This is a genomic window from Janibacter limosus, from assembly GCF_004295485.1.
Lineage (GTDB): Bacteria > Actinomycetota > Actinomycetes > Actinomycetales > Dermatophilaceae > Janibacter > Janibacter limosus_A.
In genome coordinates this window covers 1,335,913-1,349,807 of record NZ_CP036164.1, presented here as the reverse complement: position 1 = coordinate 1,349,807, position 13,895 = coordinate 1,335,913, and the positions used below count along the sequence as shown (strand labels likewise).

The following is a 13,895-nucleotide window of genomic DNA, read 5'->3' as shown; positions in this document are numbered from 1 at the left end:
GTAACCTCGGGCATGTGAGTGACGAGACCAACGCCCCGCGCCCTTCGGCGCCCTCGCCTGCGGCCCTGGCCCGCATGGCCCCCCGACCGACTGCCACCCCGAGCCCTGAGGTGCCTGCGATCACGACCGACCACTCGGCGTCGGCCGCCTTCGGCCGCGTCGACGAGGAGGGCAAGGTCTTCGTCCGTGCGGGCGAGGGCGAACGTGAGGTCGGCTCCTACCCCGACGCCACGCCCGAGGAGGCGCTGCAGTACTTCGCCCGCAAGTACGACGAGCTCTTCGCCTCCGCGAGCCTGCTGCGGCAACGCCTCGACGTCCCGGACGTCTCCGCGAAGGAGATCGGCGACGGCCTGAAGAGCCTGCGCGAGCACGCCGAGGAGCCCAACGTCGTCGGCGACCTGCCGGCCCTGGCCACCCTCATCACCGAGCTCGAGGAGGGCCTGGCCGCCAAGCGTCAGGCCGAGTCGGCCCAGCGCGCCGAGGCCAAGAAGGTCGCCACCGCAGAGCGCGAGGCCATCGTCGCGGAGGCCGAGACCATCGCCGCGCAGCCCATCGAGAAGGTCCAGTGGAAGCAGTCCACGGCCCGCATGCGCGCCCTGCTCGACGAGTGGAAGGGCCACCAGCGCGGCAAGGTCCGGCTGGACAAGGACGTCGAGAGCGCGCTCTGGCAGCGCTTCTCCAAGGCCCGCAACGGTTTTGACAAGGCGCGCCGCTCGCACTTCGCGCACCTCGAGGTCAGCCGGGGCGAGACCAAGGCCGTGAAGGAGGACCTCGTCGCGCAGGCGGAGCGCCTGTCGACGTCGACCGACTGGAACTCCACCGCCGGGGCATTCAGGCGCCTCATGGACGAGTGGCGCAGGGCCGGTCGCGCCGGGCGCAACGACGACGACAGGCTGTGGGAGCGCTTCCGCACCGCCCAGGACACCTTCTTCAACGCCAAGGACGCCGAGGCCGCGGCCGAGGACGAGGCCCACCGCGGCAACCTCGAGGCCAAGGAGGCCATCCTCGCCGAGGCCCAGGCTCTCCTGCCGATCAAGGACCTGGACAAGACCAAGGCCGCCCTCCGCGACATCCAGGACCGGTGGGAGGCCGCGGGCAAGGTGCCCCGTGGGGACATCGCCCGGATGGAGAAGGGGATGCAGAAGGTCGAGCAGGCCGTGCGCGACCTCGAGGACAAGAAGTGGTCCACCACCAACCCCGAGCTGTCGGCCCGCGCCTCGTCGATGGTCACCCAGCTGGAATCCAAGGTGTCGGAGCTGCGCGAGGACGTGGACAAGGCCGAGGCGAAGGGCGACACCTCCCGCGCCGCCAAGCTGCGCGAGCAGCTCGAGGCCCAGGAGACCTGGCTGGAGCAGGCCCGCAAGGGCCTCGACGAGTTCGGGGGCTGACGATCCTGGCCGCCTAACCCTTCGACGTGCCCCCGGTGATCCGGAAGCAGTCGAAGACGGACTCGATCCGCTTGACCTGCTCGATCACGTGACTGAGGTGGGCCACCTCGCCCATCTCGAAGGAGAAGCGCAGGATCGCCACCCGGTCGCGTGAGGTCTGCACCGCAGCCGAGAGGATGTTGACCCCCGACTCGGAGAGCACGCGGGTGACGTCGGAGAGCAGGCCGGCCCGGTCGAGTGCCTCGACCTGGACCTGGACGAGGAAGACGCTCGTGCTGCTCGGCGCCCACTCGACCTCGATGAGCCGCTCGGACTCCTTCTTCAGGGAGGTGGCATTGGGGCAGTTGACGCGGTGGACGGAGACTCCGTTGCCGCGGGTGATGAAGCCCATGATCTCGTCGCCGGGGACCGGGGTGCAGCACTTGGCGAGCTTGACCCACAGGTCGTCCATGCCCTTGACCACGACGCCGGGGTCGTTGGTGCTGCGGCTGCGACCGATGGGACCGGGCACCGTCGCCTCGGCGAGGTCCTCCGTGGCGCCGTCCTGCCCCCCGGCGGCCGCGATGAGCCGCGAGACGACGTGCTGCGCCGACACGTGCCCCTCGCCGACCGCGGCGTAGAGGCCGTCGACGTCCTGACGCCGCAGCTCACTCGCGACGGCGGTGAGCGACTCGACGGTGACCAGGCGATGCAGCGGCAGGTTCTGCTTGCGCACCACCTTGGCGATGGCCTCCTTGCCGGAGTCGACCATCTCCTCGCGGCGTTCCTTGGTGAACCACTGCTTGATCTTGTTGCGGGCCCGGGCGGAGCGCACGAAGTTGAGCCAGTCGCGCGAGGGACCGGCCCCCTCGGCCTTGGAGGTCAGCACCTCGACCGCGTCGCCGTTCTCCAGGGGTGAGTCCAGCGGCACGAGGCGGCCGTTGACCCGGGCACCGATGCAGCGGTGGCCGACCTCGGTGTGCACGGCGTAGGCGAAGTCGACGGTCGTCGACCCGGCGGGAAGGGCGATCACCTGCCCCTTGGGGGTGAAGGCGTAGACCTCTCGGGTGTTGATCTCGTAGCGCAGGGAGTCGAGGAACTCGCTGGGGTCCGCGGTCTCCTTCTGCCAGTCGAGCAGCTGGCGCAGCCACGCCATCTCCCCCGCCTGGCCGTCGTCGACCCGACCGCCGTCGGGGTTGCCACGGTCCTTGTACTTCCAGTGGGCCGCGACGCCGTACTCGGCCCGGCGGTGCATCTGGTGGGTTCGGATCTGGATCTCGACCGGCTTGCCCTGTGGTCCGATGACCGTCGTGTGCAGCGACTGGTACATGTTGAACTTCGGCAGCGAGATGTAGTCCTTGAACCGCCCGGGAAGGGGGTTCCACCGGGCGTGCAGGGCACCCAGCGCCGCGTAGCAGTCGCGCACGGTGTCGACGAGCACCCGCACGGCCACGAGGTCGTAGATCTCGCCGAACTCCCGGCCGCCGACGATCATCTTCTGGTAGACGGAGTAGTAGTGCTTGGGCCGCCCTGTGACGGTGGCCTTGATCCGGGCCTCGCGCAGGTCGGTCACGACCTGGCTCTTGACCGTCGTGAGGTACTCCTCGCGAGCAGGTGCTCGCTCGGCGACGAGCCGGACGATCTCCTCGTAGACCTTGGGGTAGAGCGTGGCGAAGGAGAGGTCCTCCAGCTCCCACTTGATGGTGTTCATCCCGAGGCGGTGGGCGAGCGGAGCGTAGATCTCCAAGGTCTCCTGGGCCTTGCGCTGCGCCGACGCCGCCGAGACATAACGCCAGGTCCGTGCGTTGTGCAGCCGGTCGGCCAGCTTGATGACGAGGACGCGGATGTCGCGGGCCATGGCCACGATCATCTTGCGCACGGTCTCGGCCTGCGCGTTGTCGCCGTAGGTGACCTTGTCGAGCTTGGTGACACCGTCGACGAGCTTGGCCACCTCGGCGCCGAACTCCTCCTCGAGCTCCTCGAGGGAGTAGTCCGTGTCCTCCACCGTGTCGTGGAGCAGTGCTGCCGCGAGGGTTACGGGCGTCATGCCGAGCTCGGCCAGGATCGTCGTGACCGCCAGCGGGTGGGTGATGTAGGGGTCGCCGCTCTTGCGTCGTTGGCCCTCGTGGGCGCGCTCGGCGACGTCGTAGGCGCGCTCGATGATCGACAGGTCGGCCTTGGGGTGGCTCTGCCGCACGATCTGCAGCAGGGGGTCCAGCACTCCGGGAGTCGCCGCACGACCACTGCCCAACCGGGCCAAGGATGCACGGGCGAGCGAGCGGGGGGAGAACCCGCTGCCGCTCCCGGTGTTGCGCTCGCTCATGCAGGGAGCCTAGACCGTGACCAGGCTCCGCACGGCACGACCTGCCAGAGCGTCTCGACCGCGCAGCGCCTCGATCTCCACGAGGATCTCGACACCGGGCACCACGGCCCCGCAGGACTCGAGCAAGGTGCAGGCCGCAGCGGCCGTCCCACCGGTCGCCAGGACGTCGTCCACGACGAGCACCCGGGAGCCTTGTGCCACCGCGTCCTCGTGGATCTCAATGCGTGCCGTGCCGTACTCGAGCGCGTAGTCGACACCCACCGTCGGGCCGGGCAGCTTGCCGCCCTTGCGCACCGGGATGAAGCCCAGCCCCAGGTGCACGGCGATGGCTGCGCCGAAGATGAATCCCCGCGCCTCCAGGCCGGCGACGGCGTCGACGCTCCCCTGCCACGGCTGCGCGTGGGCGCGCACGACCTCGGCGAAGAGCTCGGCATCCGCGATCAGCGGGGTGATGTCCTTGAAGGTGACACCGGGCTCGGGGAAGTCGGGGATGTCGCGCAGCGCGCCGAGAATCCGCTGCTCGAGCGAGGCTGCGCTCACTCCTTGCCCCGGCGGTTGCGCGGGGTCTTCTTGGGTTGGTTGCGCGGGCCACTGGACTGGGCGTACTTGTGGACCTTGCGTCCGGTGACGGTCTGCGCCTCCCCCGACGCGTCCGGAGCGTCATCGGACGGCGCGGACGACCCGGTCTCGCGTGCCTGCGGCGACGTCACCGGGCTGCTCACCGCTGCGGAGGCCGGGGCGCCCGCCGTGGCCAGTGCGGGCTCGCGCGACTGCCGTGCCTGGTACTTCTGCGCCTCCTTGGCCAGCTTGACGACCTCGGGGTCCTTGCGTCGCAGGTCCACCAGCAGTGGCGTCGCGATGAAGACGGACGAGAAGGCGCCGACCGTGGTACCGACGAAGAGCGCCAGCGAGAGGTCCAGGAGGGTCCCCGGGCCGAGCACGGCGAAGCCGATGATGATCACGGCGACGACCGGCAGGTTGGCGATCACCGTGGTGTTGATCGAGCGCACCAGGGTCTGGTTGACCGCCAGGTTGGCCGCGCGGTCGAAGCTCATCCGGCGGTTGGCGAAGGCGGCTCGGGTGTTTTCCTTGACGTGGTCGAAGACGACCACGGTGTCGTAGAGCGAGTAGCCCAGGACGGTGAGGAACCCGATCATCGTCGCCGGCGACACCTCGAAGCCGGTCCAGCTGTAGATGCCGACCGTGATGAGCATGTCGTGCGCCAACGCGATCATCGACGCCAGCGCCATCTTGAGGTTGCGGTAGTACAACGCCATCATCGCCGTCGTCAGGACGATGAAGACGACGAGCGCCCGCAGGGCCTGCTGGCTGACCGACTTGCCCCACGAGGGCCCGATGAAGTTGGAGCTGACCTTGTTGCCCTGCACGTCGAAGGCCTCGGACAGCGCCCCGGAGACCTCGCGCGCCTCGTCGGCGCTCAGCTCCTCGGTCTGCACCCGCACGGTGCTGCCACCGAGAGTGGAGACATTGGCCGACGAACCTGCTCCGGCGATGTCGCGCACCGCCCCGGTGGCAAGGTCCTCGTAGTTGGCCGGCGCCGACTGCGTGGCGACCCGGAACTCGGACCCGCCGGTGAACTCGAGGCTGAGGTTGATCGGTCGCACGACGAAGCCCAGCGCGGCGATCGCCATGATGACGGCCGAGTAGATGTACCACTTCTTCGACTTGCCGACGAAGTCGATCGACCGGCGTCCGGTGTAGAGGTCGTTGCCCCAGTCCGCCATGCGGCTCATCGTGCGCCTCCCTCTGCCGGCACCTGCGCCGGGTTGTCACGATCGGCCGGGCCGCCCTCGATGTCGAAGTTGCCCCGCCCCTTGTAGCGCACCTTGGCCTGGCGCAGCGTGTTGACGTCGAAGCCGGACCACGGGTGGCCGGAGGCGAAGAACTTGCCGCGGGCCAGGATGGTGAGCATCGGGTGGGTGAAGAGCCAGAAGATCGCGAGGTCGATCAGCGTCGTCAGGCCGAGCGTGAAGGCGAACCCTCGCACCCCGGAGCTGGCCAGGACGTAGAGGATGACCGCCGCGAGGAAGTTGACGCCGTCGGCGACGAGGATCGTGCCCTTGGCGCGGGCCCACCCGGCCTCGACCGCGGCGCGCAGGTTCCTCCCTTCGCGCAGCTCGTCCCTGACTCTCTCGAAGTAGACGATGAAGCTGTCGGCCGTCACGCCGATGGCGATGATCAGACCTGTCACCCCCGCCATGTCGAGCCGGTAGTTGTAGCCCCAGGCCAGCAACGCGATGGCCAGATAGGTGACCGCGAAGGCGATGAGCATCGAGCCCACGACGACGATCGACAGCGCGCGGTACTGGACCATGGCGTAGCCGAAGACGATGAGCAGCCCGATGATGCCGGCGATGATGCCGTAGCGCAGCTGCTCCGAGCCCAGGGTCGGGCTGATCTCCTGGCGGGTCTGCACGTCGAAGGACAGCGGCAGAGCACCGAACTTCAGGGACTTGGCCAGGCTGCGGGCCTCCTCGATGGTGAAGCCGGAGATGCTCGCCTGGCCACTGGGGATGGCCTCGTTGAAGCCGGGGTCGATGAGGACCTGCGAGTCGAGGACGGCAGCCAGCGCGTTGTAGGAGCCGGGCGGGTTGACCGGCGGCTGCAGGCTGGGCATCTGGACCATCTGCTTCGAGATGTCGCCGTACTCACCGCGGCCCTTGCTCGTCAGCGTGAGCGAGATCTCGGGCTCGTTGGTCTGCTGCCCCTGCGGACCGACGCGATAGCCGGCCTCGGCGTTGGCGATCTCGGTACCGGCCACGACGACCGGTCCGAGGACGTACTTGATCGAGCCGTCCTGCTTGCAGGCGACGATCGGCTCCTTCTCCTGCCCGGACGGCACCTGCTCGGGCGGCTTGGAGCAGTCGAGGTCCTGGAACTTCTTCCAGACCTCGGTGGAGATGTTGTTGGGGTCCATCGGACCGGTCGGCTCGGCCGAGGGCTTCCAGCTCTGCTGGGCCGGGTCGGCGGGTGCGCTCGTCGAGGGCTTCGCCGACGAGGTCGTGGACGCGCTGGCCTTGGGGGACGAGGTCTTGGCGCTGGTCGGCGAGCTCGTCGGCGCCGCCGTGCGGGCCTCGTCGCGGGAGGCCGGGGTCTCGCTACGGCTGGCGCTCGGCGTGGTCGTCTTCTTGTCGTCGGACGCGGAGCCCTTGGAGGTCGGGCTCGAGGAGCCGGACGAGCTGGTGTCCGAGGGCTGCGGCTCCAGCAGCGCCGGGTCGCCGACGGCGGTGGCCAGCACGGGACGGAACTGCATCTGCGAGGACGCCGCGATCGCGTCCTCCTGCTCCTTGGTCGGGGTGCCCGGCATCGCGACGACGATGTTGGAGTCGCCCTGCGTGGTCACCTCGGCACCGGTGGTGCCCTGCGAGTCGATGCGCTGGACGATGATGTCGCGCGCCTCGGCGAGCTGCTCCTGGGAGACGCTGCCGCCACCGGTCACCCGGGGGGCGAGCACGATCTGGGTGCCGCCGGCCAGGTCGAGACCCAGCCGTGGGGCCCACGTCGCGTCCTTCTGGACGACCCCGAAGCCCAACGCGCCGGTGAGGACGATGATCCCGGCGAAGAGCCACATCAGGGTGCGCTTGGCGTGGTCCTTGCGGGCGGTGTCCTTGCTGCGTCGACGCTCAGCCATCTCAGTCCTGTCCGCCCTGCTCGGTGGTGGATGCCGCAGCCGGGCCCTCGGCCTTCATGCCGATGGCTCGACGGTCGAAGGTCAGCACGGTGCCCGGAGCCACCTCCAGACGCGCTCGGTCATCGTCGAGCTCGATGATCCGTCCGAGGATGCCGGAGGTCGTGAAGACCTCGTCTCCGACCTGCAGGGAGGCCGAGAACTCGGCCATCGTGCGCTGCCGCCGACGTGCCGACCAGAGCATGAAGCCGATGAGCACGAGCGGGAGGAGCAGCAGGAGCAGGCTGGCGGTCTGCGAGCCTTGATTCATGAGGGGACTTCCTGAGTCGGGACTGGTCGGTCGGGGGACGTCGCAGAGGCTCGGGTGGACCCGAGCCAAGGGTCGAGTCTAGGTCAGACGTCACCGACGTCACCAACGGACACGACGGCCGAGAAGTTTCGGCTGTGCATCAGCCGAAACGGCCGCCGTCGGACGCCTCGGGCAGCTGAAGGGGCGGTTGGGCCCCCGGGGGCGGGGTGAGGCCGAGGTGCTGCCACGCCATGGGCGTGGCCAGCCGGCCACGCGGGCTGCGCACGATGTAGCCCTGCCGCACCAGGTAGGGCTCGGCGACCGTCTCGACGGTGTCGGTCTCCTCCCCGACGGCCACCGCCAGGGTCGACAGCCCCACCGGTCCCCCGCCGAACCTGCGGCACATGGCCTCGAGGACGGCGCGGTCCAGGCGGTCCAGCCCGACCTCGTCGACGTCGAAGAGGCTCAGCGCCGACTGGGCGGCCGTCAGGTCGACGTGGCCGGACCCGTGCACCTGCGCCCAGTCGCGCACCCGTCGCAGCAGTCGGTTGGCGACGCGTGGGGTGCCCCGTGAGCGCAGGGCGATCTCGGCCAGCGCGTCCGCGTCGGCCGGCACGGACAGCAGACGGGCGCTGCGCTGCAGGATCCGCTCCAGATCGGCGACCTCGTAGAAGTCGAGGTGCCCGGTGAAGCCGAAGCGGTCGCGCAGCGGCGCCGGCAGCAGGCCGGCCCGGGTGGTGGCGCCGACGACGGTGAAGGGGGGTAGCTCCAGCGGGATGGCGGTCGCACCCGGTCCCTTGCCCACGATGACGTCGACCCGGAAGTCCTCCATCGCGAGGTAGAGCATCTCCTCCGCCGGCCGGGACATGCGGTGGATCTCGTCGAGGAAGAGGACCTCGCCCTCGACGAGCGAGGACAGGACCGAGGCCAGGTCACCGGCATGCTGGATGGCCGGCCCGGAGGTCACCCGGATGGGCTGCTCGAGCTCGGCCGCGACGATCATCGCCAAGGTCGTCTTGCCCAGCCCGGGTGGGCCCGAGAGCAGGACGTGGTCGGGCGGTGAGCCACGGCGTCGGGCTGCCTCGAGGACCAGACCCAGCTGGTCGCGGACCTTGGGCTGGCCGGGGAACTCCGACAGGCGGCGCGGTCGCAGGGCCGCCTCGACGGTCCCGTCGTCGTCGGTGCCGCCGGCGTCGACGATGCGGGCCGTCGCGTCGAAGGACCCGTCGCCCTCGCGGGGGTCCTCGTCGGCAACGCGGATCTCGGAGCTGAAGCCGCTCACCGGGCCAGCACCTGCAGGGCGGCGCGCAGGGCGCTGGAGACATCCCCGCTGCCGTGCTCGTCGGCGACCTTGGCCACCGCGTCACTGGACTGCTTGGTGGAGTAGCCCAGACCGACCAGGGCATCGGTCACATGCTCCTGCCACGCGCCGGCCGTGACCGCGGTGCCGGTCGCCGTCGCGGCCCCGGGGACCCGGGGCAGCTTGTCCCGCAGCTCGAGCGCGATCCGCTCGGCGCCCTTCTTGCCGATGCCGGGGACCTTGGTGAGGGTGGCGATGTCCTCTGCGGCGACGGCTGCGGACAGCTCGTCCGGGCTGAGGACCGACAGGATGGCCAGCGCAACCCGAGGCCCGACCCCGCTGACGGTCTGGGCCAGCTCGAAGGTGTCCCGCTCCCCCGCCGTGGCGAAGCCGTAGATCGTCAGCGAGTCCTCGCGCACGACCATGCTCGTCGACAGGGCCACGGGTGAGCCGGTGCGGCAGCTGGCCGCCACCGACGGTGGTGTGTGCACGAGCAGCCCGATCCCGTGCACGTCGACGACGACGCGGTCGAGACCGACGTGCTGGGCGGTACCCGTGACGGACGCGATCATGCTCCGGCCACCGATCGCAGGCGGGCCCGCTCGCTCGCCGCGGCCAGGGCCCGACGGGTGTTGCCCGCGCCCCGCCACTGGTGGCAGATCGCCAGGGCCAGCGCGTCGGCGGCGTCGGCCGGCTTGGGGGCCTCGGTGAGGGAGAGGATGCGGGTGACCATGGTCGTGATCTGGGCCTTGTCTGCTCGGCCGGAGCCGGTGACGGCTGCCTTGACCTCGGTGGGGGTGTGCAGGACGACCGGCAGTCCGCGTCGGGCGCCGGCGAGGAGCACCAGCCCGCTGACCTGGGCGGTCGTCATGACGGTGGGGACGTGCTCGGCGGCGTAGACCCGCTCCAGGGCGATGACATCAGGGGTGAAGCGGTCGAGCCAGGCGTCGAGCTCGTCCTGCACGTAGGCGAGGCGATCGCCGGTGTCACGCTCCGCGGAGGTGCGTACGACGCCGACGGCCACCATGCGCAGGGCGCGGGCCTCCCCTTCGACGACGCCGAGTCCGCAGCGGGTCAGCCCGGGGTCCACGCCCAGCACTCGCACGTGCGTCCTCCCGCTCTCGACTCGAACACCTGTTCTGGTCGAGGTTACGTGTCGACGGCGCGCAGGGCGCCGCCGACACGCCGGGTCACTCGTCCTCGGCCTCGAGCTGGGCCATGACCTCGTCGGAGATGTCTCCGTTGGAGAAGACGTCCTGGACGTCGTCGCTGTCCTCGAGCGCGTCGACGACCCGCATGAGCTTCTTGGCGCCGTCTGCATCGAGGGGCACCTGCATGCTCGGCAGGAATGAGGCCTCGGCGGAGTCGTAGTCGACGCCGGCCTCCTGCAGCGCGGTCCGCACCGCGACGAAGTCGGTCGCCTCGGACACGATCTGCCAGGACTCGCCGAAGTCGTTGATCTCCTCGGCACCGGCCTCGAGCACGATCTCCAGCAGGTCGTCCTCGCTCTGCTCCGCCTTGGGCACCATGACGATGCCCTTGCGGTTGAAGAGGTAGGCGACCGAGTTGGGGTCGGCCAGGTTGCCGCCGTTGCGCGACAGCGCGGTACGCACCTCGGTGGCCGCGCGGTTCTTGTTGTCCGTGAGGCACTCGATGAGGATCGCCACGCCGCCGGGGGCGTAACCCTCGTAGGTGATGTTCTCCCAGTTGGAGCCGCCCGCCTCGGCACCGGAGCCCCGCTTGATGGCGCGGTCGATGTTGTCGTTGGGGACCGAGCTCTTCTTCGCCTTCTGCACGGCGTCGTAGAGCGTGGGGTTGCCGGAGAGGTCTCCGCCGCCCGTGCGGGCGGCCACCTCGATGTACTTGATGAGCTTGGCGAAGAGCTTGCCACGCTTGGCGTCGATCGCCGCCTTCTTGTGCTTCGTGGTTGCCCATTTGGAGTGGCCGGACACGTAGGTCTCCTCGGTGTGGCTGGCAGGTGGTCCGAAAAAGGATCTTACGCGGTCGTCCCTCGCACCATGTCGACGAAGAACCCGTGCACCCTGTGGTCCCCCGTCACCTCGGGGTGGAAGCTCGTCGCCAGCAGGCGCCCCTGGCGGACGACGACCGGTCGGGGCCCCCCTTCGGTCTCGACGCTCGCGAGGACCTCGACGTCGGGGCCGCAGGCCTCCACCCAGGGGGCGCGGATGAAGACGGCCCGCACCGGCCCCCCGGCCACGCCGGCCACCTCGAGGTCGGTCTCGTAGGAGTCGACCTGCCGGCCGAAGGCGTTGCGGCGCACCGTGATGTCGAGGCCACCGAGGGTCTGCTGGTCGCGGTGGCCGTCGAGGATCCGGTCGGCGAGCAGGATCATCCCGGCGCAGCTGCCGTAGACCGGCATGCCGTCGGCGATGCGGGAGCGAAGGGGGTCCCGCAGCCCGAAGATGCGCGTCAGCTTGTCGATGGTGGTCGACTCGCCTCCTGGAATGACGAGGGCCTCCACAGTGGCCAGCTCCTCCGGGCGACGCACGGCCACCGACGACGCGCCCGCGGACTCCAGGGCTGCCCGGTGCTCCCGGACGTCGCCCTGGACCGCGAGGACGCCGATGACGGGTGTCGTCACCAGCCGCGCTCGGCCAGCCGGTGCGGCTCGGGGATCTCGTCGACGTTGATGCCGACCATCGCCTCGCCGAGACCGCGGGAGATCTTGGCCAGGGCGTCCGGGTCGTCGAAGAAGGTGGTCGCCTTGACGATCGCCTCGGCGCGCTCTACGGGGTTGCCGGACTTGAAGATGCCGGAGCCGACGAAGACGCCCTCGGCGCCGAGCTGCATCATCATGGCGGCGTCCGCGGGGGTGGCGATGCCGCCAGCGGTGAAGAGCACGACGGGCAGCTTGCCGTTGGCAGCGACCTCCTTGACGAGCTCGTAGGGGGCCTGCAGCTCCTTGGCCGCGACATAGAGCTCGTCCTCGGCCATCGTGCTCAGGCGGGCGATCTGCTGACGGATCTGACGCATGTGCGTGGTCGCGTTGGAGACGTCACCGGTGCCGGCCTCCCCCTTGCTGCGGATCATGGCCGCGCCCTCGGTGATGCGGCGCAGCGCCTCGCCCAGGTTGGTCGCACCGCAGACGAAGGGGACCGTGTAGTTCCACTTGTCGATGTGGTTGGCGTAGTCGGCCGGCGTGAGGACCTCGGACTCGTCGATGTAGTCGACACCGAGTGCTTGCAGGATCTGCGCCTCGACGAAGTGGCCGATGCGCGCCTTGGCCATCACGGGGATCGAGACGGCCTCGATGATGCCGTCGATCATGTCGGGGTCGCTCATCCGGGAGACGCCACCCTGGGCCCGGATGTCGGCGGGGACGCGCTCGAGGGCCATGACGGCCACGGCACCGGCGTCCTCGGCGATCTTGGCCTGCTCCGGCGTGACGACGTCCATGATGACGCCGCCCTTGAGCATCTCGGCCATGCCGCGCTTGACCCGCGCGGTCCCGGTCGTCGTGTCGCTACCCATGGTCTTCTCCCTCGTCGGTGGCCTCGGCACCCGGGCCAATGTTTGATCTAGGCCAGAAACTAGCACGGCACAGATCAAAGGCGTCCCCACTGCTCGAGTGATGAGTGCCCCACCTAGACTCCGAGGCGTGACTACCGATGCAGCTGCGATCTCCGGCGGGACGGCCGCCGAGATCGCCGACAGCGTGCGCGGGCTCGTCGAGCGCGGCCACCTCTCCCCCGGTGACGCCCTCCCACCGGTCCGGGCGCTGGCCGAGCAGCTCGGGGTCAACCGCAACACGGCGGTCGCCGCGTATCGCGTACTGGCCCGCTCCGGAGTCGTCGTCTCGCAAGGGCGGGCCGGCACCCGGGTCGCTCGACGCTCACGGGTCCCGCAGGAAGGGTTCGCCGACGCCGGCTCGCTGCGTGACGTCGGCACGGGCAATCCCGACCCGCACCTGATCCCGGATCTGGGGCCCGCGCTGGCCGCCGCCGCGGGACGGCACGTGCTCTACGGCGAGCCGACGATCGACCGCGACCTGCTGGCTTGGGCGCGCGAGTGGATGGCGCCCGACGTGCCGGCCGACGCGGAGCAGCTGCGCCTCACCCTCACCAGCGGCGCCGTCGACGCCGTCGAGCGGCTCCTCGCGCAGGCCCTGCAGCGCGACGACACGGTCGCCCTCGAGGACCCGTGCTTCCTCGCGAGCATCCATCTCGCCCAGCTGGGCGGCTATCGCGCGGTGCCGGTCCCGGTCGACGCCGAGGGGATGACGGTCGACGGCCTGCGCGACGCCCTCGCCCAGGGAGTGCGCGCGGTGGTGTGCACCCCTCGCGCGCAGAACCCCACCGGCGCGTCACTGAGCGCCCGCCGAGCCGCGGCCCTGCGCGAGGTGATGTCAGCGCACCCCTACGTGCTCGTCGTCCAGGACGACTACTACTCGTACCTCTCGCGGCAGCCCTTCCACTCGATCGTCGGACCCGAGCACCAGCGCTGGGCACTCGTGCGCTCGGTCTCGAAGTTCGCCGGCCCCGACATGTGCCTCGCCGTGACGGCGTGCGACGCCGACACGGCCTCCCGGCTGGAGATGCGCCTGAGCCCCGGCACGACGTGGGTGAGCCACCTGCTGCAGCGGATCACGCACTCGGTCATGACCGACGAGGCCGCGCTGGGCCTGATCGACCAGGCGGGTGCGCACTATGCCAAGCGCAACGCCGGCTTCGCGGCGCTGCTCACCGAGCAGGGACTCCCCACGGTCGCCGGCGACGGGATGAGCCTGTGGGTCGGCCTGCCGGTGTCGGCCCGGGCGGTCGCCGAGCGGATGACGCGTCGGGGGTGGCTCGTGCGCACCGGTGACGACTTCCGGCTGGAGCAGACCGAGGAGCCCTCGCGCCACCTGAGGCTCACCGTGCACGACCTCGGTGACGAGGACGCGGCCACGCTGGTCGCGGACCTCGTCGAGGCCGTGCACGAGGCCGGCTGAGCCGGCGACCAGGCTC

The 13,895-nt window shown here is 70.3% G+C and carries 13 protein-coding genes; 2 read left to right on the top strand and 11 right to left on the bottom strand.

The annotated features are described in order from the left end of the window. Nucleotides 1-14: 14 nt before the first annotated feature. Nucleotides 15-1,388 carry a DUF349 domain-containing protein gene (locus EXU32_RS06470; RefSeq protein WP_242612908.1) on the top strand — a complete coding sequence of 458 codons (1,374 nt, stop codon included), beginning with the start codon at nt 15-17 and terminating at the stop codon, nt 1,386-1,388. Nucleotides 1,389-1,401: 13 nt separating this feature from the next. Here the strand turns inward: EXU32_RS06470 and EXU32_RS06465 are convergent, their stop codons facing one another. From EXU32_RS06465 to pdxS, 11 genes are all read right to left on the bottom strand, one after another. Continuing rightward, on the bottom strand, nt 1,402-3,690 hold the full coding sequence (locus EXU32_RS06465; protein ID WP_130629156.1) for a RelA/SpoT family protein: 2,289 nt from the start codon (nt 3,688-3,690) through the stop codon (nt 1,402-1,404). 9 nt (nt 3,691-3,699) lie between these two features. Then, nucleotides 3,700-4,230: an adenine phosphoribosyltransferase gene (locus tag EXU32_RS06460; RefSeq protein ID WP_130629155.1), complete on the bottom strand. Its 531-nt coding sequence runs from the start codon at nt 4,228-4,230 to the stop codon at nt 3,700-3,702. Continuing rightward, on the bottom strand, nt 4,227-5,435 hold the full coding sequence (secF, locus tag EXU32_RS06455; protein WP_130631083.1) for a protein translocase subunit SecF: 1,209 nt from the start codon (nt 5,433-5,435) through the stop codon (nt 4,227-4,229). The genes EXU32_RS06460 and secF overlap by 4 nt, the downstream gene beginning before the upstream one ends. A 5-nt stretch (nt 5,436-5,440) precedes the next feature. Beyond that, nucleotides 5,441-7,342, bottom strand: coding sequence for a protein translocase subunit SecD (secD, locus tag EXU32_RS06450; RefSeq protein WP_242612907.1), 1,902 nt, complete (start codon nt 7,340-7,342; stop codon nt 5,441-5,443). A 1-nt stretch (nt 7,343) separates the two neighbouring features. Further along, the gene (gene yajC, locus EXU32_RS06445; RefSeq protein ID WP_130629154.1) at nt 7,344-7,649 is read right to left on the bottom strand and encodes a preprotein translocase subunit YajC; all 306 of its coding nucleotides are present in this window, start codon (nt 7,647-7,649) and stop codon (nt 7,344-7,346) included. A 139-nt stretch (nt 7,650-7,788) separates the two neighbouring features. Beyond that, nucleotides 7,789-8,910: a Holliday junction branch migration DNA helicase RuvB gene (gene ruvB, locus EXU32_RS06440; protein ID WP_242612906.1), complete on the bottom strand. Its 1,122-nt coding sequence runs from the start codon at nt 8,908-8,910 to the stop codon at nt 7,789-7,791. Then, complete coding sequence (gene ruvA / locus EXU32_RS06435; protein ID WP_130629153.1) at nt 8,907-9,500, bottom strand: Holliday junction branch migration protein RuvA; 594 nt, start codon at nt 9,498-9,500, stop codon at nt 8,907-8,909. The genes ruvB and ruvA overlap by 4 nt, the downstream gene beginning before the upstream one ends. After that, nucleotides 9,497-10,033, bottom strand: a complete 537-nt coding sequence (ruvC, locus tag EXU32_RS06430; protein ID WP_130629152.1) for a crossover junction endodeoxyribonuclease RuvC — start codon at nt 10,031-10,033, stop codon at nt 9,497-9,499. The genes ruvA and ruvC overlap by 4 nt, the downstream gene beginning before the upstream one ends. An 85-nt stretch (nt 10,034-10,118) precedes the next feature. Next, nucleotides 10,119-10,880 carry a YebC/PmpR family DNA-binding transcriptional regulator gene (locus tag EXU32_RS06425; RefSeq protein WP_130629151.1) on the bottom strand — a complete coding sequence of 254 codons (762 nt, stop codon included), beginning with the start codon at nt 10,878-10,880 and terminating at the stop codon, nt 10,119-10,121. A gap of 44 nt (nt 10,881-10,924) precedes the next feature. After that, entirely contained in the window at nt 10,925-11,530 is a 606-nt protein-coding gene (gene pdxT, locus EXU32_RS06420) for a pyridoxal 5'-phosphate synthase glutaminase subunit PdxT (protein ID WP_130629150.1), read from the bottom strand. Further along, on the bottom strand, nt 11,527-12,420 hold the full coding sequence (pdxS, locus tag EXU32_RS06415; RefSeq protein WP_130629149.1) for a pyridoxal 5'-phosphate synthase lyase subunit PdxS: 894 nt from the start codon (nt 12,418-12,420) through the stop codon (nt 11,527-11,529). The genes pdxT and pdxS overlap by 4 nt, the downstream gene beginning before the upstream one ends. Before the next feature lie 127 nt (nt 12,421-12,547). On the opposite strand from pdxS, the gene EXU32_RS06410 reads away from it, so the two are divergent. Next, nucleotides 12,548-13,879, top strand: coding sequence for an aminotransferase class I/II-fold pyridoxal phosphate-dependent enzyme (locus EXU32_RS06410; protein WP_165399596.1), 1,332 nt, complete (start codon nt 12,548-12,550; stop codon nt 13,877-13,879). Nucleotides 13,880-13,895 lie beyond the last annotated feature (16 nt).

What these genes read in the sequence shown, in the direction of transcription:
- EXU32_RS06465 (WP_130629156.1), bottom strand. Translation starts at nt 3,690, where the DNA reads ATGAGCGAGCGCAACACCGGGAGCGGCAGCGGGTTCTCCCCCCGCTCG.
- secF (WP_130631083.1), bottom strand. Translation starts at nt 5,435, where the DNA reads ATGGCGGACTGGGGCAACGACCTCTACACCGGACGCCGGTCGATCGAC.
- secD (WP_242612907.1), bottom strand. Translation starts at nt 7,342, where the DNA reads ATGGCTGAGCGTCGACGCAGCAAGGACACCGCCCGCAAGGACCACGCC.
- yajC (WP_130629154.1), bottom strand. Translation starts at nt 7,649, where the DNA reads ATGAATCAAGGCTCGCAGACCGCCAGCCTGCTCCTGCTGCTCCTCCCG.
- ruvA (WP_130629153.1), bottom strand. Translation starts at nt 9,500, where the DNA reads ATGATCGCGTCCGTCACGGGTACCGCCCAGCACGTCGGTCTCGACCGC.
- pdxS (WP_130629149.1), bottom strand. Translation starts at nt 12,420, where the DNA reads ATGGGTAGCGACACGACGACCGGGACCGCGCGGGTCAAGCGCGGCATG.